Raw genomic sequence first — 26,367 nt, 5'->3', positions numbered from 1 at the left:
CCTTTGGCCAATCGTGTGCTCGCGCATACTCCTCGACTTCTCGCTCCGGTGAATCACTGCGAATAATGAATCGCGGAGACAGGTAGGACACGTCAGCCCCGACCTCCATACTTGTCCTGGTCGTGCAAGTTGAGTTCTTCCAGCAGCGAGTCGAGAAACTCCTCATCACCCGATGCGTTTATTCCGTAAAGCGCAAGAACCCTGCGCCGGATCTCCAGGACCAGTCGGTCCTCCTCGGTCTTGGCGGCACTGCTGTCGGACACCTTGAAATCGGGGAGCGATTTCACCCACAGTCGTATGGATCTGATCTCTCGCGCCGCAAGTCGGTTTATTTCGGGCAAGTTTTCCCAGCGTTTGGACTGGTTGGCTCTCGACGGCAGGGCATCGTCAAGATAGAGCGGCAGATTGCGGGCCCTCTTTTCCGAGCCTTTCGACTGCATGGCCCAGTTTCCCTCATAGGCACTGTCGGCTCGTTCCGGCAGGTCCTTGTCCGCGGGCTCCGGGTTGACGGCCTCCGCATGCCATCTTTCATTCGAAGCGTCCCCTGGCGTCATCTTTTTGCGGTTCAGCATGTCGACCACCATCGCATGGGTCACCAGGGCCCCGATGTTCCTGTGCGCCTCTTGCTGGATCAGCCAAACGTAGAGCTGCCACGATAGCTCCAGGTGCATCCCGACGGGCTTGCGCCCCCGGGCGAAACGCAGGATGTTGGCGACCACTTGGTTCACCGCGGTGTCGCCGTACGTCCTCCGCATGGCCCCAAGTTTTTCCGGGAGTTCGTCATATCCGAGACTCACGGGCTGAGAGTCTCCTGGGAACTGCACTTGGACGACCCTATTAGCCCGTCCCGGGTTCCAGCCACTCCCCTTGTTGCGCTGCGCGTCCAACGGTCTGCCGTCATGCGCTTTCTCTCGAATTTTGTCCCCTCTGCGGGTATTTAGATTCCCACGCTTCCGCAGCAGATGTTGAACGGCACCGCCCTTGCTTCCTGGACCACTGGAGATAGATGGCCGGAGATCGCCACCACGCAGCGGGAGGTCTTCCTGAAACGCTTCGACTCCACCCTGCGCGGCGACATCCACACCGCCGGCTTCGAAGATCTCAATGCCGATCCTGCGGATTGCCCGGAGAATCCTGTCCGTCTCGACCGTCACCCCTTCGATGTCCACGGTAGCGCCCAGGATCACGCGTTCCGAAGGGTTCAACAGGGCATTGATCGCGAAACGATCCGCTCCGTCGATGATGAGCTGGGTGAGTCGGTGCCACGCTCTCATCGCGGCGAGAACCGAGCGCAGAACCGACTCGCTCACACCCGACCTCAACAGGCGCGCCAGGGTGGGTCGGATGCGAGCGACGATTCTCCGAAGACGTTCGTCCTTCGCCTCCGGCGAATTCTCCTGCTTCCGCCGCTGGTCACGGAGTCGGCGCTTCTGTTCCTGGCGGCGTCGGCGCTGGTCGAGCAGGAGGTCGCGGCGGCGGTAGGCGTCGCGCATGCGGCGGGCGTTGTTGTCCAGGGAGCGGTCGAGGCGGCCGTCGCGGTCCTTGCGGCCGAGGGCCTGCCGGGCTCTGCGGATGCGGTTCTGGGCAGCCCTGACCGTCTGCCGCGCGCGGTTCGCGGCGCGGGTCTCCTGTGACGTGCGGCGCGGGCGCGGGGCGGGTTTGGTGCCCTCCGTCTCGCGGCGCGCGGGGGTTCGGGACTGGTCCCGGTCGGTGTCCTGGGCGCGGCGGTCGGGCCGGTCCGTACGGGTGCGGTCGTCCGGGCGGCGGGTGTCGGGGCGGCGCGCGGAGTCGCGGCGGGACTGGGACGAGTCGGGCCGCCGGGTCGGGCGGGGCTGCGGGCGGGGGCGCTTCGGCTTGGCCGGCGGCCTGCGCGACATCTCCGCGTTCGCCCGGCGCGTGCGCTCCTGCGCCCTCCTCGCCTCCTCCTGCGGGTCCGGGCGCTTCTTCGGGTCGTGGTCGTCCTTCGGCTTGTCCTCGTCCTTGCTTCCGGGCTTCTTCCCGAGGTTGGCCGCGACGCCCTTGAACCGGTCGCCGACCTTGCCCACGTACTTGCCGATGCCGCTGAGCAGCGCCTGGTAGGCCAGTTCCAGCAGGGCCACCACGCCCGAGGCCACGGCCTTGGCGAACAGCACGCCGGCGTTGCCGCCCTTGACGGCCTTGAGGTAGTCCATGAAGGCGGCGAAGGCCCGCAGGATCTCGCTCAGGGACTCCCAGGCCGCCTTGAAGGCGTCGATGATCGCCATCACCCAGCCGGCGCCGGGGATCAGCTTGGCGATGACCTTGGTGATGATGATCTCCCCGATGATGATGGGGAGTTGGGGAAGCGCGGCGTCCCACGCCTCCTTGGCCATCTGCTCCCTGCTGACGCCCCCGCCGATCAGCTTGTCGAAGACGGCCTTGGGGAGCCCGAGGATCTCCTGGATCTTCTCGTTGAACCAGTTCTTGATCGCCGAGGTGACTTCCCGGAACAGATGGTTCCTGGCTCCGTCCTCGGCCGAGGCCTTGGCGCCGCTGAGCCAGCCGCCCGGGTCGGAGAGGATGTCGGCGGCGATCATCGCCCACTCGCCCAGGGCGTTGAGCAGGCCCATGGCGAAGTCCATGATGCCCTTGAGCGCACTCTTGACGGCATCGACCGCCGCCCGGAGGCCCTCCATCAGGGCGTCGAGGATGCCGCTGAGGATCTTGCCGATCTCGTCGAGGAGTTCGGTGACGATCCGCTTCAGCTCGTCCGCGATCCGGTTGACCAGGGCGATGGCCGCGTCCCGGATGCGGATGATGAGGGTTCGCAGCCGGCTCGCGATCTCCACGATCGCGTCGAGGAGTTCCTTGCCCAGCTGGACCAGGGCCTCGGTGAACTCCTTGAACTTGTCGACGATGAACTGCCGGGCCGCCTCGATCCAGCGGATCACGGTGCCCTTGAAGTCCTTGATGAGGCTGGTGATCGCCTCGCGGGCGGCGCGGAAGAAGCCGACGATCGCGTTCTTCAGCTCGATGAGCTTGTCGCGGATCCAGTCGAACGCCCTGGAGAGCCAGTTGCCGGAGTCGCTCTTGGCCGTGTCGCGCTTGTTCCTGGCGTCGTCCTCGGCCTTGGTCTTCTCCTTGCCGATGTCCTCCTGCTTCTTCTTCCGGTGCTCCTCGGCGTCCTTGTCGGTCTGCTCCTCCTTGTCCCTGACGTCCTTGCGGATCTTCTCGGTCTTCTCGGTCTTCTTTGTGCCGAGTGAGTCGAGTTCCCCGTCCTGCTCCTTGCGCCACTGCTCGCGGGAGGTCTCCACCTCGGCCCTGGTCTTCCGGCGTTCGGCGGCCTGGGTACGGGTGTTGCTCTCGACCTCGCTGCGGACCTGCCGCCTGTGGCGTTCCCGGGACTCCCGGAAGCCCCTGTCCTTGGCCTGCCGCTCGTCGGACATCTGCTTCTGCCCGTCGGTGAACGCGGCTTGGATCTGCGGTCCGCGTTCGTGCTCCGCCACCGCGGACACGGCCTCGGGCGGGATGCGTCCGCCCACGGACGGACCGCCGCCCCCGCCGGGTCCTCCCTGTCCCTTTCCGCGCGGGACCTTCGCGGTCAGCGTCTCCTCGGGCACATCGGGGTAGATCTGGTCCTCGCCCAGGGGGCGCCCGGCGTCGTCGCGGCCGGAGGCGTGGAGTTCCCTGCCTTTGGCGTCGAGTTCACCGCCCTGTTCGCCGGCGCGCCCGTCCGTCTCGCCCTGGAGGCCGACCCCGGGCGCCGTTCCGACGTCCGCCTGGGCGAGCATCTCGTCCTCGGTGGGCAGGTCGAGGATCCACTGGACCACCGCGTCGGAGTCGATGACGTCCTCGTCGGCCCCGAAGGCACCGGCGATGCCGTTGATCGCTCCCACGACGAGCTGGGCCCCGCCCGCCAGGAGTCCTTCGAGGGTGCTGGGCTCCTCGATGTCCTCTCCCGGGATCTCGCCCTCCGGGGCCTTGTCTCCCGTGACTTCGGCCTTCTCCTTCTCCGGGGCGTCGACACGGGCGGCCGGATCGCCGGAGTACTGTCCCGGGGCCGAGGTCTTCGGCGCGCCGTGCAGGGTCTGCGGGGCGCCCGCGGGGCGTTCCGTCGTCGGCGGTGCGTCCTGGAGGGTCTGGTGCTCGTCGCCGACCGTCTTGTCGACCGCGCCGTTCACTCCGCCCAGTGCTTCGAGCGCGCGGTGCGGTTTCAGTCCGGCGGCGGTGGACAGGCCGGCTTCCGGTGTCACCTTCGACAGGTTGGGGGCCGCGGGGTCCTTCTTCGGCCGGGACGAGGCGGTGGGGCGGGCGCCGCCCCCTCCCCCGCCACCACCCGACGCGCTCCGGGCGCTGCCACCACCGCTGACCGACCGTGAGGGCCTGGAGCCGGACCTCGGTACGGGAGCGGGTTCGGGCCGTGGAGCCGGGGCCGAAGGCTCCTGCCGCTGCCGGGAGCCCGCCCCGTCCTCCGGCGTGGCGCCGGTGGTGGAGGCGTCACCGCCGTCCGCACCCGAGACATGGGTGTCCCGGGCCGGGGACGCCTCGGCCGGAGTGTCCGTGGCCGGCCCGGGGGCACCGGGAGCAGTCGTACCGGCCGTCCCGCCCCCTGAAGGCGCGCCCGAGGTGCCCGCGGTCGGAGCCGGGGCGGAGGACGCGGTGGACGTGCCGGAGGAGGTGCCGGTGCTGGAGGAACCAGAAGTTCCGGACTCCGTCGCCTCCTCCTTCGGGGCTCCCGTATCGGCCGTCTCGGGTTCCGGACCCTTCTCCGGTTCGGGCTGTCGCTCCTCCTGCTGCTGCGGGCCTTCGGCGGCCGTGGGACCGGTTTTCGGCTCGAGGGCTTCGGTGCGGTCGTCGGCGGTGTCGGAGGACGGAGGCAGCGGGTCGGCCTCCTGCCGGCCCGGCGTCCCGCTGCCGAGATCACGCGCCGTACGGTCACCGGCTCCGGCACTGGTCGCCGGGGAGACGGACGCGCCGCTGTCGGCGGGCAGCGGGTCGGCGAACCCGGCGTCTTCGGACGCGGCCTCCTCCGCGTCCTCCTCGTCCCGTCTGGCCTGCACCTGTTCGGCCTTGGTGGCGGGCGGTTCGGGGAAGCTCGGCATCCGCCCGCCGGTGTCCGAGCCGGGCACGATCTCGTCGGCGGTCGGTACGCCGGAGACGTCGAGGTCGGTGGCGGGGAGGAAGTCGTCGGGTTCGAGTTCGGTGTTCCACGCGCTGTCCCGGTCGGCGGCCCGCTCGTCCTCGAGTCCGTCGAGCGCTCCGGGTTCACCGCTCGGGCCGGGCTCCGGACCGATCGGCTCGTCCTGCGCGAGCGCCGGCTCGTCCTGGGGGCGCTTCCCTTCCAAGGTGCTGCGGTCGCCCGGATCGGCCGTCCTCAGCAGGGGGCCGGGCTCCACGCCGGCACGCTTGCCGTCGCGCGTGTCCTGCTCGTCCGCCCTGCCCGGTTGCTGCCCCGCGACCAGGGGTTCCACGGCTCCGGGCCGGTTCCTGGCGGCGGACTCCTCCTTGCTCGCCGCGGGGGCGCCGCCGGTTCCGGGCGCCTCGGACCGGCCGCCCGTACCGCTGCCGTCCTGTTGCCGGGGCTGCTGCGGCTGACGGCGGGAGGCGCCGCCTCCCGAGGCCGTGGCACGGTCGCTGTCCGGCCCCGAGGAGCCCGTGCTCCCGGTCTGCCGTCCCGGTTCCCCGGGTCGCCCGGTGGGGCGCCCGGCTCTTGGGCGTACCGCACCCGCGCTGCCGCGATCGCCTCGCCCGCGGTCCGGCCGCTCCCGGTCCTGCCGCTCCTCGCCCGTGCGCTGTCCGCCGTCCTGCTCGCCGCTCCGCTCCTCACGGGACCGCTCGTCCTCCGCCTGCTGCCTCCGGTCGGCGGTTTCGGCGTCCTCCCTTTCGTCCTCCAGCAGTTCGGTGGCGTCCGGAACGGCCTCGGGGGTGCCGAGCGCCTCCGGTTCGAGCGTGCCCTCGTCCTCGGTCTCCTCGACCAGTTCGACCAGCCGGTCGAACTCCGAGGAGAGCAGGCGCGATTCCAGCCGGTCGAGAACGGCGTCCTGCATCTCCGGGGAGAAACGGGCGAGTTGTATGCGCACGCGCTTGGAGCGGTCCTGCGGGTCGCCGCGCAGCGAGCGCAGAAGGCCGTTGGTCAGGCGGTCGGGCAGCATCGCCGGATCGATCTGCTCCATGCGCCGGCGGTCGGCGTCGACCGTGGCGTAGCGCAGCCAGCCCGGGGTGGCCCGGCCCTCCTCGACGCGCTCGGCCGCCGCGCCGTCCGTCCCGCCGCCGCGGGCCGCGTCCTGCTCCGCCGACGCCCGGGCCGCCGTCTCCGCCTCGCGTTCCACCGTCTGCTGCGGCAGGCTCACCGCGCCCAGGTCGCGGCCGGCGCGCAGTGCGCCGAGACCGTCGGGGTTCTGGACGGTGTGGAGCAGTTCGTGGGCGAGCAGGCGCATGCCGTCGGCGGTGCCCGGTCGGTAGGCGCCCTCGCGGAAGAAGACGTCCTGGCCGACGGCGACCGCGTCCGCGCCGAGCAGGTCGGTGAGGGCGGCGGCGTCCCGGTCGGTGTGCAGGCGTACGCGTCCCAGGTCGTGGCCGAGCCGTTCCTCCAGTTCGCGGCGGACGCTCGCGTCGAGCGGCAGTCCGGCGCCGCCGACGACGTCCTTGGGCTCGGGCACGGGGGACTTGGCGCCGCGCTCCTTTCGCTCCCTGCGCTTGCGGCGTCGGGCTTCCTGCGCCGAGCGGGAGTCCTGTGACGTGGTGTGGGAACTCATCGGCGCCTCCTCCCGTCCGCGGGAGCGGCCTCGCCGCGCCCCGACAGGCCCGCGTGCACCGCGCGTGCCAGTGCCTCGCCGAGGCGGGCCGGCGAGGTGGTGGCGGGCAGCGGCGGCAGGCCCGACAGCGCCTCCAGTGCGCGTCCTTCGCCGTCCGCCGCCAGCGGTACGCCGCGCTCGCGCACCAGCCGGGTCAGCTCGGCCTCGAACGCAGCCGTGACCCGTTCGGGGTCGATCCGCGCGTCGAAGCCGTCGAGCACCAGCTCGCCGATGTCCACCCGGACCGCCGTGTCGCGTGCCGCGCCGCGCTCCGTGTCGCGCACGGCGTCGTGTGCGGCATGGCGCGGCGCCTCGTTCACACCCATCCGCGGACCTCCGAGGGCGTCAGGGAGCGTTCCAGCTTCAGGTACTCGGTGCGCGCCGCGGCGAGCATGTGCCGCATCCGCAGCGCGTCCCCCTCCTCGGCGGCCAGGAAGGCGGCGGAGAGGGCGATGTTGCGGATCGAGCCGCCCGCGACCGTCAGCCGCGCCAGCAGCTCGGGGGCGACATCCTCGACCGGGGCGCTCTCGGGCAGCACCCGGCGCCAGATCTCGGCGCGTTCGGCCTCGCCGGGGAAGGGGAAGTCGACGACGAAGCGGATACGGCGCATGAAGGCGGTGTCGAGCGCCTTCTTCATGTTGGTGGTGAGGATCGCCAGGCCCCGGTAGGCCTCCATCCGCATCAGCAGGTAGGAGACCTCGAGGTTGGCGTAGCGGTCGTGGCTGTCCCTGACCTCGCTGCGCTTGCCGAAGAGGGCGTCGGCCTCGTCGAACAGCAGCAGGGCGCCGCCCCGTTCGGCGGCGTCGAAGACGCGTCGCAGGTTCTTCTCGGTCTCGCCGATGTACTTGGAGACCACCTGGGAGAGGTCGACGACGAACAGGTCCAGCCCCAGCTCGCGGGCCATCACCTCGGCGGCCAGGGTCTTGCCGGTGCCCGAGCCGCCCGCGAACAGGGCCGTGACCCCAAGGCCCCGGCGCAGGGTGCGGGCGAAGCCCCACTCCTGGTGGACGGTGCCCCGCTGCCGTACATGGGCGGTGATCTCGCGCAGTACGCGCAACTGGCGCTCCGGCAGGACCAGATCGTCCCAGCCGGCCTCCGGTTCGATGCGGCGGCCCAATTCGTCCAGGCCGATGCGGGCCTCCGCGAGCCCGGCCCGCCAGGCCAGTCCGGAGACGTCCGCCCCGGCTGTCCCGTCCTGGCCGGCCTGCCGGCGTACGGCCGCGGCGGCGGAGCGGACGATGTGCGGCGGCAGTGCGAACTGCGCCACCAGTGCGCGCAGTTGCCGTTCCCCGATCCGCGGCACTCCGGCGAGGGCGTCGGCCCACAGGCCGAGTTGCTCCTCCTCCCCCAGCGCCGGCACCGTGACGCGCTCGGCGCGCGTCCGCTCCGTCCGCCTCGGGTCGGGGCTGGAGACGGCGAGCGGTACGGCGGCGGAGGCGGTGAACGCGTCGGCCGCCGCGTCCTGTTCGCGGTCCGTTTCGCCTGCCTCCAGCAGCAGGGCGGCGGGCAGCAGGATCGCCTCGCGCTGCCACAGCCGGGCGAGCCGGTCGCGTTCGGCGTGGTCGGTGGGCAGGTCCTCGGCGCTCAGGGTGTAGAGGCCGAGTCCGCAACTGCGGGCGGCGGCCGCGGCGATGTCGTGGCGGCTGTGCCGGTCGCCGCCGGTGAGTTCCACCCTCGGCGGCGTACCGGGGCCGGCTCCGGCCCAGACCTCTGCGACGCGTTCCGCGGCGCGCTCGTAGGAGGGCGGCAGCCTGTCGGGCGCGGCGGCGCGGGTGAGCATGCCGTGCAGTCGCGCGTCCAGGTACGGGGAGCCGAGGAGGAAGTGCAGGATGCGTTCGTCGAGGCGGATCCGGGTGGTGGTCAGCCTGGTCTCGTCGTCGAGTTCCACCAGGCGCCAGCGGCGCAGCGGCGCGACGGGGGTGAGGGCGCTCCAGTGCGGCTCGCCGAGGGCGGCGAGTGCGAGGGAGAAGGTGGGGTGGGCGCGTTCGGGGTCTCCGCTCGCGGCGGCGCAGCGGCTGCCGGTGGTGGGCTCCAGTTCGGCGGCGGCCAGCAGCAGGACGATCTCGCGTTCGAAGGGTGTCAGCCCGAAGCAGCAGACGAGCGCCTCGAGTGCGGCGGGCTCAGGGGGGTCGGCGGGGTCGGCGGGCCCGGGGGCGCCTGTGGTTCCGGGAGCGCCCACGCCTGCGCCGTCCCCGCGGGCACGGGCGGCGTGGGCGTCGAGGCGGGCCAGGACGGCGCGCATGGCGGCGGCCAGCGCCGGGCCCTCGGCAGTGCCCGTCCTGTCGGCGGTGCCGTCCATGTGCCCGCCCGCCCCCGTCGTCGTCACCTCGTCTCAGCCTTCCTGGTCGTTCGTGGTGCCGTCGTCCCTGTTCGCCTGTGCGCTCCCGCCTGCGCGCGCGGAGCCGCTGCCGGACTGTTTGCGCGTACGGGGCCGGGACGCGGCGGCCTTGGCCGTGGCGCGCCGCTTGCCGGCGGCCTTCTTGGCGGGCGTCTTCTTGGCCGACGCCGACGCCGACGTCTCCGGCCCGCCCTCCGCCTCGGCCTGCGGTGCGGGCGCGGTGGATCTGGCGGCCATGCCGCTCGTCCGGCTCGCCCGGGCCGCCACTTTCCGGGCTGCCGCCCCGGATGAGCGTTCCGCGGATACGGCGGTGGCGGCGAGGTCGGCGGTGCCGGTGCCCGGCCGTCTCGGGGGTTCCGGCGCGCCCGGGGCTCCGAAGGGCAGCGCGCGCACCGTGTGCCGCTGGACCGGACGGGGCACGACGGGCTGTTCGCGGCCCTCGACGAGCACCAGGGCGGCCTGGTAGGCGACCGACAGCGAGTAGGGCGTCTGGTGGAGCATCCCCCACAGCTTGGAGGTCTCGTCGATGTCCATCCGGGTCGGTGTGAAGCGCACCCTCTGGACGGCCTCCGCCAGGTCGCTGCCCGCCAGGTACGGCCGCTGCGCGGCCTCCTCGATCAGCTCCCCCGGCAGCACCGGGAACTCGTGCAGGGTACGCACCACACAGCCGATGAGCCGCTGTCCGACCAGTTCCGCCTCGTTGCCGTAGGCGCTGATCAGGTAGTGCAGGTCCAGCGCCGCCGCCGGGCGCCTGAGCAGGGTGCCGTCCGGGGCGCGGGTGGGCAGGTCGTCGTTGCCCCGGGAGGCGTTCGGGGTCACCTGGTAGAGGAAGACGGTGATGGTGGCGTCGTCGGTGGCCTCCGCAGGCGGCCGCTCGGTCTTCACCGCGACCTGCATGTCGATCTCGGGTTGCAGATTGTGTTCGATCAGCAGGGCGAGTGCCTGTGTGACCGTGGCGACGGCGAGTGCGTTGCTCATCTCCTCAGTCCCTCCGCTCGCTGCCGGCCAGGTAGTCCGCGAGGCTCAACGCGGGCGCGGGCCGCGCGGGCCGCTGCGGGCGGCCCGCGCCGGCGGGGCCCGCGGCAGGTGGTGCGGCGCTGACCTCCAGCCGGCCGATCTGCACGTGTACGGTCCGCTCCGCCGTCCGGGACCGGCGCCTTCCTACGGCGGCGCGTGCGGCCTCGCGCGCCGCCCGGGCGCCGGCGGCGGGCCGCAGGGGCACGGCACCGGTGGGCACCAGGGCGGGGCCCGCGTCCCTGGGCACGGGTGCTGGCGCCGCCGCGGGGAGCGTCTCCCGCGCCGTGCGCGCCGGGACGGTACGGCCGCCGCGCGGGGGCGCGGGCACGGCCGCGGGACGCGGCGAGGCCGCCGCCCGCCCGGTGGGCGGCGGCTGTACGGGCCGTGCCGCCGCGGGCGGTCGCGCCCGGTCACCGTCCTGTGCCGGTTCGGTCCGCACCACCGTTCGGTGCTCGGTGCGGATCTCCCGCTCGTGCCGGGCCGCCGCCCGGTCCTCCCCGGGCCGCACGGCCGGACGGGGTGCGGGCGGGAGGAAGGGGCCTGCTTCCTCCGGCTCCCGGGGCGCCCCCCGCAGCGCCTCGACGCGCTCGTACGGCTCGGGCAGCCGCGGGCGCACCCGTACGGGTACGCCCGGCCCGCCGCCCGGGGCGGCCTCGGCGCCACGGACCGCGGGGACGTGCCGGGTCAGCAGCCGGTCGAAGTAGTCAGGCATCGGCGCACAGCTCCAGGTAGTAGCGGCGCCGCAGCGGACTGAGCGCCAGGATCTCCGGCTCGGTCCAGCCGTAGGCGCCTGCGAGCAGGTGGACGTCGAGGAGCAGGTCCCTCGCCCAGGCGTCGAGTTCGGCCCACAGGTAGGAGGCGATGTCGAGTTCGGCCCGGGTCGTCCCGCCGCATTCGGGGCAGGAGACCCTGAGCGTCACGTCGGCGGCGGGGTCGGCCCGTTCGGCGGCCTCGGCGACGCGTCGCAGCACCGTCTCGGGCAGCAGGGCGGGCAGCCGGTCGGCGGGGACCGGCCGCCCGGCGCGTACGGCCGACACCGTGCAGCGGGCGACCAGCAGGGCCCGGGCGGAGGCTCCGTCCGGGTCCTGCCCCGCCGCCGCGTCCTGGCCGGCTGCCGTGTCCCGGCCGGCTTCCACCGCCTCGGCCACGGCCGCCAGGTCGGCGACGGTCGGCAGCCGGAACTCCACCTCCCAGTCCTCCTCGGCCACCCGCAGCGGGCCGTCCCGCCGGGGCCGCCGGGCGGCCAGATCACCGGTGCCGAGGTCGAACTCCATCGCCTCGCCGCATGGTTCGCACTCCACCCGTACCTGCATCCGCTCGCCGAACAGCGCCCGGCGCAGCGCGAACAGGTCCGCCTCCCGCTCGCCGACCGGCGCCGACAGCAGTTCGCCGTCACCGGCCTCCGGGCGGGCGGTGCGGTGCAGCAGGAGGGCGCGGCCGGGGCCGGTCAGCCCCAGTCCCGCCTCCCAGACGGCCAGCAGTTCCGCGGGCCCCGCCGTCTCCGCCGCGGCCATCACCGCCGTCACCGCTGCCGCCCCAGCCGTCATCCGCCGTACCGTCCGCTCAGGGGTTGGTGAACGAGGGCTCGGTGGGCTCGGGCACCTCGTAGTCGCGCTCCCAGCCCTCGCACTCCAGCTTGAGGCTCTGGATGGCGACCGCGTTGGCGTTGGCGTCCAGCTCGCCCAGCACCTGGTACTCGCTCGGCCAGGTCCGGTAGAGCTTGTGCGAGACGGCCACCTGCCCGGCCTCGTTGAGGACCTGGATGACGATGTCCTTGCGGAAGTCGGCGAGCGAGACCTCGGCCCCGAGTCCGGCGCCGACCTGCCACACCTTGTTGGCCCAGCGGTCGAACTCGGGGTCGTGTGTGACGCCGCGTTCCAGGGTGATGCCCTCGAACTCGGAACGGCCCGGCGATTTGCGCGGTGAGCTCGGGTCGCCGCCGTGCCGGTGCTTGACCACTTCCGTGGTCCGCTTCAGCGGGCTGATCTTGCTGACGCCCGCGACCGTGCGCCCACCCCACAGCACCAGGAACTTGAAGTTCTTGTAGGGGTCGAAACGCTGCGCGTTCACCTGGAATTCAGCCATCGGAATCCTAAATCTCGAACTGTCCGGCGGTCTGCTGGATCTTGACGACCACGAACTCGGCGGGCTTGACCGGCGCGATCCCGACCAGGACGTTGACCACACCGCGCGCGACGTCCTCGTCGGTGGTGGTCTCCCTGTCGCACTTGACGAAGTACGCCTCGCGCGGGGTCGCGCCCTTGAACGCGCCCTGCCGGAAGAGGGTGTTGAGGTAGGCCGAGGCGTCCAGCCGGATCTGCTGCCACAACTGCTCGCCGTTGGGTTCGAACACGACCCACTGCAGTCCGCGGTACAGGCTCTCCTCGACGTGCAGCGTCAGCCGCCGCACGGAGACGTACTTCCACTCGCTGTCGAGGGCGTCCGCGCCCTGGAGGGTGCGGGCGCCCCAGACCACCGATCCGACGGCCGGGAGGGTGCGCAGGCAGTTGACGCCGAGCGGGTTCAGCAGGGCGTTCTCGCGCTCGGTGAGCCGCACGCTCAGCGAGCGGACGCCGGCCAGCCGGGCCTCGGTGCCCGCGGGCGCCTTCCACACGCCGCGCTCGGCGTCGGTGCGGGCGCAGACGCCGGCGATCGCGCCCGAGGGCGGGAAGGAGCGCAGCCGTCCCGTGAGCGGGTCGGTCATCTGCAACTGGGGGAAGTACAGCGCCGTCTGCCCGTCCCGTACGGGGTCGAAGGCGCTCAGCCCGGCGCGGACGCTGTCGACGTCGGCCCAGGAGCCGGGGGCGTCCGCGAGCAGGAAGATCCGCCGCTCCCGGCAGAGCGCCTGTGCGGCCGAGATCACCGTGATCATGTCGTCGGTGGAGTCGTAGGCCGCGAGTTCCGGAAGCGACAGCAGGTTGACATCGTCGACGTCGCGCAGCGCGTGGAGCCCGGTCTTGCCGGCCTCGTCGCCGACGATGTCGCGCGGGCCGGGCGGGTCTCCGTCCGCGCCTCCGGCCAGCGGGAAGACCGGGGGGTTGACGGTCGCCTCCAGGCCCAGGTCGTTGGCGCACTCGCCGAGGAAGCGGACGGTGTCGCGGGGGTCGGTGGAGCCGGCGACGACCTGGAGGCGGCTGCCGAAGGCGGTGACCTCCGCACCGGCGAAGGCCCGCCTGCCGGGCGCGTCCGGCAGGGCGCGCAGCTTGCGCTCCAGGAGCAGGGCCAGTTCGGCGACGTTCCGCGGGGGCTCGCCGTCCCGGTCGGGGTCGTGGAGCGTGAACTCGCGTTCCACGTCGCCGATCTTCACGGTCAGCTCGACGGCGAGGCCGGGCAGTTCGTCGGCGAAGGGCTTGGAGACCGTGCCCGACGGGTCCGGCCTGCCCTCGCCGATGACGTCGGCCCGCACCAGCGCGGAGCCGGCGTTCACCACCGTCTCGGCGTGTCGTCCGTGGCCCGGGTCCATGGACAGGCCGGTGAAGGTCTCGCGCGTGCTGCCGTCCGCGTCCAGGATCCGCAGGTTGAAGGTCTCTTCGGGGTCGCGGGTGTCGTGGTCGACGGCCAGGCGCAGCCGGGAGCCCCAGACACCGGGCTCCTTGGCGTGCACGGTCATCACGGGGCAGGCGCTGTGCCCCTCGGTCGACTCCAGGGTGGTGCAGGCCTCCTCACCGGTGCCGGCCGCGGCGACGCGCACGACCACCGCGGTGGTGCCGCCGTTGCCGAAGAACTGGTGCACGGCGTAGGCGACGGCGCTCTGCGCGGTGAGCCCGCCGAAGCGGCGCTCGAAGTCTGCGAAGCTGGTGACCCTCACCGGCCGGTTGAGTGGACCTCGGCGGGTGTGGCCCACGAAAGCGGTGACCGAGGTGGTGACCGCCGAGATGGTGCGGACGCTGCTGGGAAGTTCCTCGATGTATACGCCGGGATGGCCCGTTTGCACCGGCATTCCCCTCCATTCCCTTCGCGCACCGAGGGTTGAGGAGAAAGAGTGAAGAGAATGCGCGCAGGCGGCGACGCACTGCGCGCGTCTTGTTCAATTCCCCCGTCACACACCCCGTGCGCGGTCGGTTTCGCACGGCCGGGCCGGGCGGCCCGTAACCCCTGATGCATGAGTTCCCCAGGAAGTGTCGAGCCCTGCTGCACGACGGGTCAAGGAGGGGTTTCGGTCATCCGGAAAGTGAGTTCGGCCGGCGCGCCACTTCCTCGAATTCCGCCTGCACGAGCCGATTTATAGACATTAAAAGATATGGAAATAAGATCAACGAGGAACCTGTTCCAGGAAATCGAGCATCGATAACAGGACGAATGCGCGACCCCTTCGGCGCGTCGATTTGCGGCCGGCGCAGGCCCGCGCCGGATCCCGTGCGGCCCGGGGACCGGGCCGGGCCCGGCGCCATGGCCGGAACCGGTCCACGCCCGCTCCGGCCGGCCGTGCGGCCGACCCGCGGAGGGCCGGTCGGCGGCCCGGGGACCCGGTACCCCGTACGGGTGAAACCACCGCCCGTACGGCTCGATGGGGCGCTCCGGGTCCTAGCGTGTCCGCATGAATGATCGAGGGCCGTACGAACGGTGGACCAGACGCCGCCTCCTGCGGGCGGCGACGGGGCTGACGGTGACCGGCGCGACGGCACCGGCCGCCGCGCCGGCGTTCGCCGGAGGCGCCGCTGACGTCCCGGGCGTCCCTGGCGTCTCGGGCACCGATCCCTCCGGCTTCCCCGAGCAGGTCCGGCTCTACCGCTCCCCCTACCGCAACTGGTCGGGCGAGACGGTCTCCGACGGCCTGTGGGCGTGCGCCCCTCGCGACACCGGCCAGGTGGTCGCCGTGGTGAACTGGGCGCACCGCAACGGCTGGACGGTACGACCGCGGGGCCACTCCCACGGCTGGTCGCCTCTGACCCTCGCGGACGGGGCCCGGGACGGGCGGCCGGTGCTGCTGATGGACACCACCCGCCATCTGACGGACGTCCGGGTGAGCGCACCGGCGGGCTCGCCCGCGTCGGTGCGGGCCGGCGCGGGCGTGTCGATGGAGGAGCTGCTGACCCGCCTGGAGGAGCACGGCCTCGGTCTGACCGCCGCTCCCGCGCCCGGCGACCTCACGCTCGGCGGCGTACTCGCCGTCGACGCGCACGGCACCGCCGTCCCCGCCCGGGGTGAGGTACGCGCCCCCGGCGGGACCTACGGCTCGCTCAGCAACCGCGTCCTGTCGCTCACCGCGGTCGTGTGGGACGCGGACGGCGGCGAGTACACCGCCCGGACCTTCGACCGCGACCACCCCGACTGCGCCGTCCTGCTCGCCCACCTCGGCCGGGCACTGGCCACCGAGGCCGTGCTGCGCGTTGGCGGCAACGACAACCTGCGGTGCGTCAGCCGCACCGACATACCCGCCACCGAGCTGTTCGCCCCGCCGGGCCGCGGCGGACGCACCCTCGCCTCCTTCGTGGAGGAGACCGGGCGGGTCGAGGCGATCTGGTTCGCCTTCAGCGAGCACCCCTGGCTGAAGGTGTGGAGCGTCTCCCCCGGCCGCCCGCTCACCTCGCGGCCGGTCGACCGGCCGTACAACTACCCCTTCTCGGACAACGTTCCGAGGCCCCTGGCGGACCTGGCCGGGACGATGGTCACGGAGGCCGCCTGGTATCTGGCCCCCGCCCTGGGCGAGGCCCAGTCCACCGCCGCCGCGGCCGGGCTGGTGGCCACGGCCTCCGCCGACCTGTGGGGCCCCTCGAAGAACACCCTGCTCTACATCAAGCCCACCACCCTGCGCATCACGGCCAACGGGTACGCGGTGGTGACCGCCCGGTCCCGGGTGCAGCGGGTGGTCGCCGAGTTCACGGCGTTCTACCGGGAGCGGCTCGCCGCGTACGCGGCGGAGGGCCGCTTCCCGGTCAACGGGTCGGTGGAGATACGCGTCACCGGGCTCGACCGGCCGGAGGAGGCCGACGTGCCCGGCGCACAGGTCCCGGCGCTGTCCGCGCTGCGTCCGGTGCCCGACCGCCCGGAGTGGGACACGGCCGTCTGGCTGGACGTGCTCACCCTCCCCGGCACACCCGACGCGCCGTCCTTCTACCGGGAGTTGGAGCGCTTCCTGCTGCGCGCCTTCGACGGGACGTACGCGCTGGCCAGGGTCGAGTGGTCCAAGGGCTGGGCCTACACCGACCGGGCCGCCTGGGACGACCAGGAGGTCATCGGCACCGCGGTGCCGGCTTCCCTGCCCGGCTGGGACGGTGCGGTGGCCGCGCTGGACCGGCTCGATCCGCACCGGGTGTTCACCAACCCCTTCCTGGACCGGCTGCTGGACCGAGGCGGCGCCTGAGATGCCGCCCGGCGCGCGGTCCGGCGCACGGTCCGGCCCGCCGCCGGTGGTTTGCGCTGGAGCGCGCTCCAGCCCGCAGGGTCCGGCGCGAGGCCGCCGCAGGTTCCCGCACAGGACCGACGCGAGGGGGAGCACCATGCGGTAAACGCTGTTCGGCAGGACCGGTCCGCGCGTGAGCGAGCCGGCCCCGGGAGCCATGACCATCGGCGGCGGCGGGGGACGGGGCACCGACATCGAGGACCGGCGCCGCCTCTTCCGGCGTCCGGTCCCCGGTGGCCGCTGACCGGCACAGGGCCGCGGGCAGGTCCCGCGCCCGGCCGGCAGGCGCCGCCCGCCGCGGCCGTCCCGGCTCCGCCCGCCGCGCCCCCGCCCGTACCTCCGGGCGTGCGCGGCGGCCCTCACCCCGCGCCCTTCGAGGGCCGGGCGCGTACGTGCATCCGCTCGCCCTGCGGCCCGAAGATGCTGATGAACTCGACGGGCCGCTCCCCGGCGTTCGCGAAGCCGTGGGGGGTACGGGTGTCGAACTCGGCGGCCTCCCCCGCGCCGAGGACGAGGTCGTGCTCGCCCAGGGCCAGCCGCAGCCGCCCGGACAGGACGTAGAGCCACTCGTAGCCCTCGTGCGTCTGCTGCTCGGGCCGCCCTCCCCCGCCGTACCCGGCGGGCATGATCTGTTTGTAGGCGTGCAGACCGCCCAGGCTGCGGGTCAGCGGTACGAAGGTCTGCCCGTACCGGGTGAAGGGGCGGGGGTGGACGCGGGGGTCGCCGGTGGCGGGCGCGCCGACGAGTTCGTCCAGCGGGACGTGGTAGGCCTTGGCCAGGGGGAGCAGCAGTTCCAGGGTGGGCCTGCGCTGCCCCGACTCCAGTCGCGAGAGGGTGCTGAGCGAGATCCCGGTCGTCTCGCTCACCTGGGAGAGTGTGGCGCCGCGCGCCTGGCGCAGGGTCCGCAGCCTGGGGCCCACACCGGTCAGGACGTTCTCGAGGTCGTCGTCGGCCATCTTCCCATTTGCCGATCCGGCAAAGATGTTTGTCAAGCGGATGGGCACGGGCGGAGGCTTGCCGTATGACGGAAGGAGAGACATGACCGGATATGACGGGCCCTCCGCGGTCCCACCCGTCCGGGACGCCGAGCGGCTCTACGACGTGGTGGTCGTCGGGGGCGGCGCCGCCGGGCTGAGCGGGGCGCTGACCCTGGCCCGGGCGCGCCGCTCGGTCCTGGTGGTCGATTCCGGGCGGCCGCGCAACGCCCCGGCCGCCGGTGTCCACGGCTATCTGGGGCTCGACGGCACACCGCCCCTGGAACTGACGGCCGCCGGGCGCGCCGAGGTGCTCCGCTACGGGGGCGAGATCACGGCGGGCACCGTCACGGCCGCCGAGCGCCTGACCGCCGGGGGTTTCCGCCTCTCCCTGGACGACGGGACCGCCGTGGCGGCGGGCCGGCTGCTGGTGGCCACGGGCCTGGCCGACGGGCTGCCCGGGGTGCCGGGGCTGGCGGAGCTGTGGGGGCGCGACGTCCTGCACTGCCCGTACTGTCACGGCTGGGAGGTGCGCGACCTGCCGATCGGCGTGCTGTCCACCGGGCCGGCGGCCGTCCGGCAGGCGCTGTTGTGGCGGCAGTGGAGCGCGGACGTGATGCTGTTGCGGCACATCGGTCCCGAGCCCGGCGACCGGGAGTACGAGCGGCTCGCCGCCCGGGGCGTCGCGGTCGTCGACGGCGAGGTGACCGGCCTGGAGACGAGCGGCGGCCGTCTCGCCGGCGTACGGCTCGCGGGCGGGCGGACCGTGCCCTGCCGGGCGCTGGTGGTCGCCCCGCGCTTCACCGCCCGCGCGGGTTTCCTGGCCGGTCTGGGTCTGGAGACGGCCGAGCAGACGGCAGGCGGCCACGTCCTCGGTGAGCGCGTCGCCGCCGACGCGACCGGTGCCACCGCCGTCCCCGGGGTGTGGGTGGCCGGGGACGTCGCCGACCTGGCCGGGAAGGTCGTCGGCGCCGCCGCCGCGGGTGTGAGCGCCGCCGCGGCGATCAACGCCGATCTGGTGGAGGAGGAGACCGCCCGGGCCGTCGCGGCCCGCGCCGGTCTGGGAAGGGAGGTCCTGCGATGAGCGGCGACGGTATGGACGGCGCCTCGGCCGGGGAGTTCTGGGACGACTTCTACGGTGCGGGCGATCGGGTCTGGAGCGGCGAGCCCAACGCCGTCCTGGTCCGTGAGACGGCGGATCTGGCCCCGGGCAGCGCCCTGGACCTGGGATGCGGTGAGGGGGCCGACGCGATCTGGCTCGCCCGGCAGGGCTGGCGCGTCACCGCGGTCGACGTGTCGGGGATCGCACTGGAGCGCGGAGCCGAGCAGGCCCGGCGGGCGGGTGTGGCCGACCGGATCGACTGGCAGCGGCACGATCTGGCCGAGTCCTTCCCCGAGGGCGTCTTCGATCTGGTCTCCACCCACTTCCTCCACGCCCCCTCCCCCGTCGAGCTGCCCAGGGAGCGGATCCTGCGCGACGCCGCGGCGGCCGTGTCGCCGGGCGGCGTGCTGCTGGTCGTCGGGCACGCCGGTCCTCCCCCGTGGGCGGCCGACCACGGCCACGACGACCACCCGCCCCTGCCCACGTCGGCGGAGGTCCTCGGCTCGCTCGGCCTGTCGGAGGAGGAGTGGGAGCCGCTGGTGACCGGGGAGTACCGGCGCGACGCGACCGGGCCCGACGGACAGCGGGCGGTCCTCGAGGACGCCGTGGTCGAACTGCGGCGGCGGCCCGGCCGGTCCCTCTCCCGCTGAGCCCTCCCCGGATGGGCCCTCCGGGCCGGCTCCGGGGACACGGCCGGGCCGGCCGGCACCGCACACGCGGCACCGGCCGGCCCTGTCGTACGCGGGGCCGTGCCCCGGGCGCGGCGGGTCAGACGAGCCTGGCGTCCAGGGTGATGTTCTTGACACCGGCCAGGGCCTGGCTGACCGGGCAGTTGGCCTTGGCCTCCTCGGCGGCCGCCTGGAAGTCCTCCTCGGACAGTCCGGGGACGGTGGCGCGGACGGTCAGCTTGATGGCGGTGATGCCCTCGCCCGGCTGGAAGGTGACGTCCGCCTGGGTGTCGACCTTCTCCACCGTGTGGCCCTTGCCCGCCAGACCGTGCGAGAAGGCCATCGAGTAGCAGGCGGAGTGGGCCGCCGCGATCAGTTCCTCGGGGCTGGTCTTGCCACCGGGCTCCTCGGCGCGGGCGGGCCAGCTCACGTCGTAGGTGCCGATCCTGGAGGACTCGAGGGCGACGTTGCCCTTGCCCTCGAGGAGGTTGCCTTCCCAGCGGGTCTTGGCAGTACGGGTGGTTGCCATGGCGGTCGCTCCTGACGGGTCGTGAGTGAAGAGTAAAGATCTGCGGTGATCAGTTTATGCAGTGGAACGGCCCCGGCCCGTCGAAACGGTAGGGGCCCGGCGCGTGCCCCACCGGGGTGGGGGTCCGCGGGCCGCGGGAGGGATAACCGATGGCCCGCGGCCCGCGGCGCCGGTAGCGTCCCTTCCCGTACGACACGGCGGCACACATCCGTCTCTTCCTCTTCCTCTTTCTCTCCCGCACGCACGCACCGAAGGCGATGCCCATGACCGGCCGGCCCCCGACGACGACCCTGTGGCGCCCGACCGGGCCCGGGGAACTGGCGCTGGTGCGGGAGTCGCGGTGGCGTGCCTGGCCGCCCCGCCTGCCCGAACAGCCGATCTTCTACCCGGTGCTGAACGAGGACTACGCGATCAGGATCGCCAGGGACTGGAACGTGAAGCACGACGGAGCGGGCTTCGTCACACGCTTCGAGGTCGAGACGGACTTCCTGTCCCGGTATCCGGTGCGGCAGGCCGGCGGGGAGAGCATCCTCGAACTGTGGGTCCCGGCCGAGGAGCTCGATGAGTTCAACGCCCACATCTCCGGACGGATCCGGGTGGTCCACGAGTTCCGCTGATCCGCCGGCGCTCCCCGCGGCCGGGCACCCCGCGCCCCCGCTCGCACGCCCCGCGCTAGGGTGCAGCGTGCTCCTGCGATCCCACCACGGCTCCCTGGCCGACGTACGCGTCCTGCACCACCGGGAGCAGGGCGGTTCCTGGCCGATGCTGTTCTGGAGGCCCGGGGCCGAGCGGCGGATGATCAGCAGCGCGCTGCTGGGCGGCGGGCTGGGCGGGCGCGGCTGGGTCCTCAACGTCCAGGTGCCCCCGGGCTACGCACGGCTGGACGCCGAGCGGCACCTGGCCGAACTGGCCGGGCGGGCGGGCGCGGAGGGCCCCGGCGTGGGACTGATGACCGCGGCCCGGGTGCTGGACCGCTGCCTGGCGGTGGACGAGGGGGTCGAGGCCCTGGTCACGGCCGGGATCGGTGTACACGGCTGGGCGGCGGCGCCGGGCGCGGGCAGCGGTGGGCCGCTGCCCGCCGGGACCATCAACATCCTGGTCTCGGTGCCGGTCGCGCTCTCGGACGCCGCCCTGGTCAACGCCGTGGCCACGGCCACCGAGGCCAAGGTCCAGGCGCTGCGGGACGCCGGTGTGGACGCCTCGGGCACGCCGACCGACGCGGTGTGCGTCGCTGCCGCGCCGCCCCCGCCGGGCCGCCCGGCCGCCGTCGAGCCCTTCGCCGGACCCCGCTCCCTGTGGGGCGCCCGCCTGGCGCGTGCGGTGCACCGGGCGACCTATCTGGCCTGTACGCGTACGGCGGCGGCCGGCGGCTGACGGCTGACGGTCCGGACGGTTCGACACCGCGCGGACCGGTTCACAGATCCGCACAGATCCCGCGTGCCCGCTCCAGGTCCTCCTTCGCCCGGGCGTCGAACTCGAAGGCCGAGAGGACCCGGTGGTACGACTTCCTCAGCGCCTCCGCGAGCGGCTCGTACCGCTCGTCGCCCGCGGCCGCCGCGGCGGAGAGGGCCTGCGCCGCTCCCCAGCGGTTGAGCGCCGCCTCGCCGGCCGGCCCCTTCTCCGCGTACTCCGACTCCTCGAAGCGCTCCAGGACGCCGCACGCCGCCCGCGCGTCGGCCTCGGGGCCGCCCGCGCCGCCGCTTCCGCCGGTGAGGGCCCAGGCGGCTCCGACGCCTGCGCCGCCGATCACCACTCCGGCCGCCAGCGCGGCGACGAGCGCACCCGTGCGGCGGCGGGCAGGGGGCGTCAGGGTTTCGGATGGCTGCTGCACGGAGCCGAATCCTAGCGGCGGGCCGCCGCGCCGTGGGATGCCCCTCCCCGGCGAACCACCCTGCCCGGCGGCCGAGTTGTCCCCGCCCGGGCTCAGGCCGCGCCGTGGAGGCGCCGGTGCAGCTCGCGTACCTCCCGCGCGAGGCCGGGTACCGGCCCCTCCACCGCGACACCGGGCGCGATCTCCTCGATCGGCAGCGTCCGCACCGGCGGCGCGGGCACGCCCAGTTCGTCGAGCCAGGAGGCCAGTTGCGCGGAGGAACTCGCGTAGACGATGCGGCCCAGCCCGACCCAGGCGTGCGCGGCGGCGCACATCGGGCAGTGCTCGCCGGAGGTGTAGACGGTCGCCGCCGCGCGTTCCTCCGGTGTCATGTGGGCGGCGGCCCAGCGCGCCAGCTCGAACTCCGGGTGGCGGGTCCGGTCGCCGAGGGCGACCCGGTTGCGGTCCTCGGCCAGGACCGTCCCGTCCCCGCCGACGAGTACGGAGCCGAACGGCTCGTCGCCCGCCTCCAGCGCCTCGGTCGCCAGTTCCACGCAGCGGCGCAGATGGCGCAGCCCGGCATCGTCCACCATGACGGCCTCCCCGGTGTGCGGTTCCCGCCCGGATGCTACTGCGCCCGCCGGGCGGGCTCCGCCCCGCCGCGCGGACGCCCCGCCGGGCGGGCGTTCCGGGGCGGGCGGGGGCGGACGGCCCCCGCCCGGCCGGATCAGTACATGGTCGCCCTGTAGGCGCTGAGCGCCTCGGGAACCGGCTGGTAGAAGGTGGTGCCGCCCCTGCGGCAGTCGCCGCTGCCGCCGGAGGTGATGCCGAGGGCCAGGGAGCCGTCGTAGAGGGGGCCGCCGGAATCGCCGGGCTCCGCGCAGACGTTCGTCTGGATCATGCCGCGGACGGTGCCGCTCCCGCTGTAGCGGACCGTGACGTTCAGGGCGGTGACGGTGCCGCTGTGGGTGCCGGTGGTGGAACCGGTGCGCTTGACCGACTGGCCCACGTAGGCGTCGGCCGGGGTGAATCCGCCCGGGTGGCCCAGGGATGTGTTGTCGTAGCGGACGAGGGCGTAGTCGTTGCCGGGGAAGCTCGATTTCACGGTCGGGCCGATGAGCGTGCGCTGACCGGAGTCGGCGTACCAGGTGCCGACCACGTCGCCGCAGTGCCCGGCGGTGAGGAAGTGGTACGTGCCGCCGCTGAGGACGTTGAAGCCGAGCGAGCAGCGGTAGCCGTTGCCGTAGATGGCGTCGCCGGCGGAGCCCAGCGGGGCGATGACGCCCGGTGTCCGCTCGATCCTGATCGCGCCCGCGTCCGCGCCGGCGGCCTTCCGCAGGGCCGCGACGTCGGCGGGTGAGACGGTGCTGTCGGCGGTGACGACGACGCGTCCGGTGCGGTCGTCGGCGTGCCAGGCGATGCCGTCGACGTCCGTCCGGAGCACGGCGTCGCTCACCCGGGAGAGTTCGGCCGCGCCGTAGGCGCGCGGGGCGGCCGCGGTGGCACTCGGCGCGGTGGCCACGGCGGCGACTCCCAGGCCGATCGCGGCGGCGAGCAGCCGGGTGCGGCGGGCGGTGCTCCTTCTGGTGGTGCGCCTGGTCCTCACGTGGTCTCCTCCTCGTGGTGGGGAAGCCGGTGGGCGACGGCACGTGGGGGGTGTCGCGCGGCGCGCGGAGACGTGTCCACCGAAGGCCATTGATGACGCGTACCTGACATCAATGGAGCGAGTATCGGACCGGCCCGGCGGCCCGTACAAGACCGCCTCCCCGTCCCGCCCTCACACCCGGCCGCCCCCTCGGGCGCGCCGGGCCACGACCAGCCGGCAGCGGGGACTGCCGCCCGCCCGCCGACCGAGCTCCTCCAGCGGCAGCGTGCCCACCTCGAACCCCGCGTCGGCCAGTTCGCGGCGTACCCGGGGAAGGGGGAACGTGCGGTAGTACATGACGAACCGCGGACGCCACAGCGCGTTGCGCACCCGCATCACCGCGTCGAAACCCCACAGCGTCCAGTACGCGCGCGACCCGACCGGGGGCGGCGCGCCGACGGGGAAGGCGAACAGGCCCCCGGGCCGGAGCGCCGCGTGCACCCCCGCGAACAGCCCGGGCCGCTCCCGGGGCAGGAAGTGCCCGAACGCCCCGAAGCTGACGGCCAGGTCGAAGGCCCCGGCGAAGGGCAGCCTCCGTACGTCGGCGCGCACCCAGTCCACCGCCGGCCCGCCGGGGGACCGCGGGTGGGCGGCGCGGGCCCGGCCGAGCATGCCGGCGCTGAAGTCGACACCGACGGCCCGCCGTTCGCACAGCCGCCGCAGGACGCCCACCCCCGCGCCGGTCCCGCAGCACACGTCCAGGCCCGTCCCGAACGGCCCCAGCGGCTGGAGTGCGCGTGCGGTGGCGTCCAGCAGGCGGTCCGAGGTCCTGAACGGCGTGCGGTCGAACTTCGGCGCGAGCAGGTCGTAGCCGCGCTCGACGGACGACAGCGCCTGCACGGCGAGTTCGGGGAGGGTCGGGCCCTGGGCGGTGAACATGGTGCCCACCGTAACGAGCGGGCGGGCCCGCCCGTCACCCCCGGCAGCCCTCCGCCCCTGCCGGCGGGGGCTGCGGCAGGGGCGGAGGGCGGGCCGGCCGGGGCCGGCGGCGCGTCACATCTCGAAGACGACGCGGGCCCTGACGTGGCCGCCGAGGATCTCCTGGATGCAGTCGTTGACGGCCTCCAGCGGGCGGGTCTCGTAGATCGCCTTCGTGCGCCCGGCCGCGTGGAGGGCGAAGACCTCCGCGAGGTCCTGCCGGGTGCCGACGATCGATCCGATGACGGAGGTGCCGTTCAGCACGGTGTCGAAGACCGGGACGCGCAGGGCGCCGCCCGCCGGGAGCGAGACGAGCACCAGCTTCCCACCGCGCCGCAGGCCGCGCTGGAGCGCCTCCGTCGCCCGGTCGTCGACGGCGAGCGCGATGGCGGCGTGTGCTCCGCCGTGCCGCCGGAGCACCTCGGCCGGGTCCTCCTTGCGGGCGTCGATCAGGATGTCGGCGCCCAGTTCCCCGGCGAGGGAGAGCTTGTCGTCGGTGACGTCGATGGCCGCGACAGTGGCTCCGGCGATCTTGGCGTACTGGACGGCGAGGTGCCCCAGCCCGCCGATCCCGGAGACGGCCACCAGATCGGTCGGGCCCACCCCGGCGACCTTGACCGCCTTGTAGGTCGTCACGCCCGCGCAGGTCAGCGGGGCCGCCTCGCGCGGGTCGATGCCGTCGGGCACCGGCTGGGCGAAGTCGGCGTGGGCGAGCATCATCTCGGCGTGTCCGCCGTCGACGCCGTACCCGGTGTTCTTCTGCCGCTCGCACAGCGTCTCCCAGCCGGACAGGCAGTGCTCGCAGCGCCCGCAGGCCCAGCCGAGCCAGGGGACCGCCACCCGCTGGCCGACCGACAGGTGGGTGACATCGTCACCGAGCCGCTCGACGATGCCGACGCCCTCGTGGCCGGGGACGAAGGGCGGGTTGGGCTTGACCGGCCAGTCGCCGCGGGCGGCGTGGATGTCGGTGTGGCACAGACCCGACGCCTCGACGCGGATGCTGACCTGCGCGGGGCCGGGCCGCGGATCGGGCCGGTCCTCGATCACCAGGGGCGCGCCGAGTGTTCGGACGACTGCTGCTCTCATGGCCTTGGCTCCTCGTGTCCGGTTCCGGCGTACCGGAGTCCTGTTCTTCGTCTGTAAGCCTCCCGCCCGGCGAGGGGACGGCGGCAGGTCCGACAGGAGCAGTCCGCGGGGCCGAACGGCCCTCTTCCGGGTGCCCTTCGGCCTCGGCCGGCACGGCCGCGGGGGTGGCGGTACGCCGGGCGGTACGCCGGTCCCGCGGGCCGGTGCACCGGAGGCGGGTCAGACGGGGCGGCGGCCGTCCGGCGCGCCCAGGAGTGCGGCCAGGGCGCCGGGCAGGTCGTGCAGCGGGGCCGCGGCACCGGGGATGCCCGGGGGCCAGCCCGGTCCGGCGGGGTGGACGGGGGCGGAGGTCGTCTCCAGCGCGCTCCGCAGCCAGGAGAGATCGGCCGTTCCCCGGGAGCGCGCCCACAGCACCACGGCGCCGGGGCGGGCGCGGACGAGGGCGTCGGTCAGGGCGGGGACGGGCAGGTCGCCGGTAAGGAGCACGGCGCGGCCCTCCTCGGCCAGTGCGGCGGCCAGGGCCGTCAGCGGCAGCGTGTGGTGCTCGGCAGGTGCGGCGGCCAGGAGTACGGGGCCGGGGGCGTCGGGGGCGGGCGGGAGCGCGGCGGCGCGGTCCTGGGCGTGGCGGCGCAGGGCGCCTTCGACGATGCCGCTGGTGACGTGCTCCACCTCGACGCCGCGGCCGGTCTCCTCCCAGTGGTCGCCGATGGCGGTGAGGGCGGGCGCGAGCACGGCCGTCCAGGCGCCGGCGGCCCCGAGCCGGGTCAGCGCGGCCGACACCACCGTCTGGACGGCGGCGGTGTCCAGCGCGTGCATGGCCTCGGTCAGCTCCGCCACACCCGCCCGTGCGTCCGCCGGGCCGGCCGCGCCCACCGCGCGGGCCGCGTCGGCGGCGGGTACGCCCCGGCGGACGAGCGTGCGCATGCGCTCCAGCCGTTCGAGGTCCCGTGCCGAGTAGCGGCGGTGTCCGCCACGGGTCCGTCCGGAGGGTGCGAGGCCGTAGCGGCGCTCCCAGGCACGGAGCGCGGCGGTGCTCATCTCCAGACGCTCGGCCACCACGCCCACCGGCAGCAGGATCTCCTCCGCCTCCTGATCGAAGGCCGGCCGCGCGGCGGCGCGGGAGGGATGAGCGGAAGACATGGCGCCATCGTCCGCCCAGGTCGGACCGGGCGCAAGTCGCCTGCT

21 protein-coding genes are annotated in these 26,367 nt (G+C 73.9%); 5 read left to right on the top strand and 16 right to left on the bottom strand.

The genetic code is table 11. The features are described from left to right. Positions 1-92: 92 nt before the first annotated feature. The 8 genes from BMY40_RS15280 to BMY40_RS15245 are packed head-to-tail and all read right to left on the bottom strand — an operon-like array spanning position 93 to position 14,047. A complete protein-coding gene (locus BMY40_RS15280; protein WP_093659745.1) occupies positions 93-6,713 on the bottom strand; it encodes an eCIS core domain-containing protein in 6,621 nt (2,206 codons plus the stop codon). Continuing rightward, a complete protein-coding gene (locus BMY40_RS15275) occupies positions 6,710-7,078 on the bottom strand; it encodes a hypothetical protein (RefSeq protein ID WP_245770109.1) in 369 nt (122 codons plus the stop codon). The genes BMY40_RS15280 and BMY40_RS15275 overlap by 4 nt, the downstream gene beginning before the upstream one ends. Beyond that, positions 7,069-9,051, bottom strand: a complete 1,983-nt coding sequence (locus BMY40_RS15270; RefSeq protein WP_093659743.1) for an ATP-binding protein — start codon at positions 9,049-9,051, stop codon at positions 7,069-7,071. Before BMY40_RS15270 ends, BMY40_RS15275 begins: the two co-directional genes overlap by 10 nt. Positions 9,052-9,084: 33 nt before the next feature. Then, positions 9,085-10,068: a Pvc16 family protein gene (locus tag BMY40_RS15265; RefSeq protein WP_093659741.1), complete on the bottom strand. Its 984-nt coding sequence runs from the start codon at positions 10,066-10,068 to the stop codon at positions 9,085-9,087. A 4-nt stretch (positions 10,069-10,072) separates the two neighbouring features. Continuing rightward, complete coding sequence (locus BMY40_RS15260; protein ID WP_093659739.1) at positions 10,073-10,819, bottom strand: hypothetical protein; 747 nt, start codon at positions 10,817-10,819, stop codon at positions 10,073-10,075. Further along, on the bottom strand, positions 10,812-11,654 hold the full coding sequence (locus BMY40_RS15255) for a T4 family baseplate hub assembly chaperone (RefSeq protein WP_245770108.1): 843 nt from the start codon (positions 11,652-11,654) through the stop codon (positions 10,812-10,814). The genes BMY40_RS15260 and BMY40_RS15255 overlap by 8 nt, the downstream gene beginning before the upstream one ends. A gap of 16 nt (positions 11,655-11,670) precedes the next feature. Further along, positions 11,671-12,192, bottom strand: a complete 522-nt coding sequence (locus tag BMY40_RS15250; protein ID WP_093659737.1) for a phage tail protein — start codon at positions 12,190-12,192, stop codon at positions 11,671-11,673. Between the two features lie 7 nt (positions 12,193-12,199). After that, the gene (locus BMY40_RS15245) at positions 12,200-14,047 is read right to left on the bottom strand and encodes a phage tail sheath family protein (RefSeq protein ID WP_093659735.1); all 1,848 of its coding nucleotides are present in this window, start codon (positions 14,045-14,047) and stop codon (positions 12,200-12,202) included. Positions 14,048-14,644: 597 nt separating this feature from the next. On the opposite strand from BMY40_RS15245, the gene BMY40_RS15240 reads away from it, so the two are divergent. Next, positions 14,645-16,411 carry a cholesterol oxidase substrate-binding domain-containing protein gene (locus BMY40_RS15240; protein WP_093659733.1) on the top strand — a complete coding sequence of 589 codons (1,767 nt, stop codon included), beginning with the start codon at positions 14,645-14,647 and terminating at the stop codon, positions 16,409-16,411. 398 nt (positions 16,412-16,809) lie between these two features. Here BMY40_RS15240 and BMY40_RS15235 read toward each other — a convergent pair whose 3' ends face one another. After that, complete coding sequence (locus tag BMY40_RS15235) at positions 16,810-17,406, bottom strand: helix-turn-helix domain-containing protein (RefSeq protein WP_093659731.1); 597 nt, start codon at positions 17,404-17,406, stop codon at positions 16,810-16,812. Positions 17,407-17,488: 82 nt separating this feature from the next. Here BMY40_RS15235 and BMY40_RS15230 point away from each other — a divergent pair, with 82 nt between their 5' ends. Then, positions 17,489-18,508 carry an NAD(P)/FAD-dependent oxidoreductase gene (locus BMY40_RS15230; protein ID WP_093659729.1) on the top strand — a complete coding sequence of 340 codons (1,020 nt, stop codon included), beginning with the start codon at positions 17,489-17,491 and terminating at the stop codon, positions 18,506-18,508. Further along, positions 18,505-19,176 carry a class I SAM-dependent methyltransferase gene (locus BMY40_RS15225; protein ID WP_245770107.1) on the top strand — a complete coding sequence of 224 codons (672 nt, stop codon included), beginning with the start codon at positions 18,505-18,507 and terminating at the stop codon, positions 19,174-19,176. The genes BMY40_RS15230 and BMY40_RS15225 overlap by 4 nt, the downstream gene beginning before the upstream one ends. Before the next feature lie 118 nt (positions 19,177-19,294). Here the strand turns inward: BMY40_RS15225 and BMY40_RS15220 are convergent, their stop codons facing one another. After that, positions 19,295-19,723, bottom strand: coding sequence for an OsmC family protein (locus BMY40_RS15220; RefSeq protein WP_093659727.1), 429 nt, complete (start codon positions 19,721-19,723; stop codon positions 19,295-19,297). Positions 19,724-19,986: 263 nt separating this feature from the next. On the opposite strand from BMY40_RS15220, the gene BMY40_RS15215 reads away from it, so the two are divergent. Both BMY40_RS15215 and BMY40_RS15210 read left to right on the top strand, forming a co-directional pair. After that, a complete protein-coding gene (locus BMY40_RS15215; protein WP_093659725.1) occupies positions 19,987-20,340 on the top strand; it encodes a hypothetical protein in 354 nt (117 codons plus the stop codon). Positions 20,341-20,485: 145 nt separating this feature from the next. Then, positions 20,486-21,097: an adenosylcobinamide amidohydrolase gene (locus tag BMY40_RS15210; protein WP_093659938.1), complete on the top strand. Its 612-nt coding sequence runs from the start codon at positions 20,486-20,488 to the stop codon at positions 21,095-21,097. Positions 21,098-21,137: 40 nt separating this feature from the next. On the opposite strand, the gene BMY40_RS15205 is transcribed toward BMY40_RS15210, so the two are convergent. The 6 genes from BMY40_RS15205 to BMY40_RS15180 form a co-directional block, all read right to left on the bottom strand. Beyond that, positions 21,138-21,554 carry a hypothetical protein gene (locus BMY40_RS15205; protein ID WP_245770106.1) on the bottom strand — a complete coding sequence of 139 codons (417 nt, stop codon included), beginning with the start codon at positions 21,552-21,554 and terminating at the stop codon, positions 21,138-21,140. 92 nt (positions 21,555-21,646) lie between these two features. Beyond that, positions 21,647-22,126: a nucleoside deaminase gene (locus BMY40_RS15200; RefSeq protein ID WP_093659723.1), complete on the bottom strand. Its 480-nt coding sequence runs from the start codon at positions 22,124-22,126 to the stop codon at positions 21,647-21,649. A 134-nt stretch (positions 22,127-22,260) separates the two neighbouring features. Next, positions 22,261-23,139 carry a S1 family peptidase gene (locus BMY40_RS15195; RefSeq protein ID WP_218158300.1) on the bottom strand — a complete coding sequence of 293 codons (879 nt, stop codon included), beginning with the start codon at positions 23,137-23,139 and terminating at the stop codon, positions 22,261-22,263. Between the two features lie 171 nt (positions 23,140-23,310). After that, positions 23,311-24,057 (bottom strand): class I SAM-dependent methyltransferase, encoded by a 747-nt coding sequence (locus BMY40_RS15190; RefSeq protein ID WP_093659719.1) that lies wholly within the window; start codon positions 24,055-24,057, stop codon positions 23,311-23,313. A 114-nt stretch (positions 24,058-24,171) separates the two neighbouring features. Continuing rightward, on the bottom strand, positions 24,172-25,182 hold the full coding sequence (locus BMY40_RS15185) for a zinc-dependent alcohol dehydrogenase (RefSeq protein ID WP_093659717.1): 1,011 nt from the start codon (positions 25,180-25,182) through the stop codon (positions 24,172-24,174). A 219-nt stretch (positions 25,183-25,401) separates the two neighbouring features. Then, positions 25,402-26,322, bottom strand: coding sequence for a MerR family transcriptional regulator (locus BMY40_RS15180; RefSeq protein WP_093659715.1), 921 nt, complete (start codon positions 26,320-26,322; stop codon positions 25,402-25,404). Positions 26,323-26,367: the final 45 nt, after the last annotated feature.

Source organism: Streptomyces radiopugnans, from assembly GCF_900110735.1.
GTDB lineage: Bacteria > Actinomycetota > Actinomycetes > Streptomycetales > Streptomycetaceae > Streptomyces > Streptomyces radiopugnans.
Note: the sequence above shows the minus strand (reverse complement) of the source record. Positions and strands in the feature narration are given on the sequence as shown.

Bases quoted from the DNA above. Each gene is read 5' to 3' on its own strand.
- BMY40_RS15255 (WP_245770108.1), bottom strand. From the start codon at position 11,654: ATGACGGCTGGGGCGGCAGCGGTGACGGCGGTGATGGCCGCGGCGGAG.
- BMY40_RS15245 (WP_093659735.1), bottom strand. From the start codon at position 14,047: ATGCCGGTGCAAACGGGCCATCCCGGCGTATACATCGAGGAACTTCCC.
- BMY40_RS15260 (WP_093659739.1), bottom strand. From the start codon at position 10,819: ATGCCTGACTACTTCGACCGGCTGCTGACCCGGCACGTCCCCGCGGTC.
- BMY40_RS15220 (WP_093659727.1), bottom strand. From the start codon at position 19,723: ATGGCAACCACCCGTACTGCCAAGACCCGCTGGGAAGGCAACCTCCTC.
- BMY40_RS15270 (WP_093659743.1), bottom strand. From the start codon at position 9,051: ATGGACGGCACCGCCGACAGGACGGGCACTGCCGAGGGCCCGGCGCTG.
- BMY40_RS15190 (WP_093659719.1), bottom strand. From the start codon at position 24,057: ATGTTCACCGCCCAGGGCCCGACCCTCCCCGAACTCGCCGTGCAGGCG.
- BMY40_RS15215 (WP_093659725.1), top strand. From the start codon at position 19,987: ATGACCGGCCGGCCCCCGACGACGACCCTGTGGCGCCCGACCGGGCCC.
- BMY40_RS15240 (WP_093659733.1), top strand. From the start codon at position 14,645: ATGAATGATCGAGGGCCGTACGAACGGTGGACCAGACGCCGCCTCCTG.
- BMY40_RS15185 (WP_093659717.1), bottom strand. From the start codon at position 25,182: ATGAGAGCAGCAGTCGTCCGAACACTCGGCGCGCCCCTGGTGATCGAG.
- BMY40_RS15235 (WP_093659731.1), bottom strand. From the start codon at position 17,406: ATGGCCGACGACGACCTCGAGAACGTCCTGACCGGTGTGGGCCCCAGG.
- BMY40_RS15180 (WP_093659715.1), bottom strand. From the start codon at position 26,322: ATGTCTTCCGCTCATCCCTCCCGCGCCGCCGCGCGGCCGGCCTTCGAT.
- BMY40_RS15265 (WP_093659741.1), bottom strand. From the start codon at position 10,068: ATGAGCAACGCACTCGCCGTCGCCACGGTCACACAGGCACTCGCCCTG.
- BMY40_RS15230 (WP_093659729.1), top strand. From the start codon at position 17,489: ATGACCGGATATGACGGGCCCTCCGCGGTCCCACCCGTCCGGGACGCC.
- BMY40_RS15225 (WP_245770107.1), top strand. From the start codon at position 18,505: ATGAGCGGCGACGGTATGGACGGCGCCTCGGCCGGGGAGTTCTGGGAC.
- BMY40_RS15210 (WP_093659938.1), top strand. From the start codon at position 20,486: ATGCTGTTCTGGAGGCCCGGGGCCGAGCGGCGGATGATCAGCAGCGCG.
- BMY40_RS15275 (WP_245770109.1), bottom strand. From the start codon at position 7,078: ATGGGTGTGAACGAGGCGCCGCGCCATGCCGCACACGACGCCGTGCGC.
- BMY40_RS15200 (WP_093659723.1), bottom strand. From the start codon at position 22,126: ATGGTGGACGATGCCGGGCTGCGCCATCTGCGCCGCTGCGTGGAACTG.
- BMY40_RS15280 (WP_093659745.1), bottom strand. From the start codon at position 6,713: ATGAGTTCCCACACCACGTCACAGGACTCCCGCTCGGCGCAGGAAGCC.
- BMY40_RS15250 (WP_093659737.1), bottom strand. From the start codon at position 12,192: ATGGCTGAATTCCAGGTGAACGCGCAGCGTTTCGACCCCTACAAGAAC.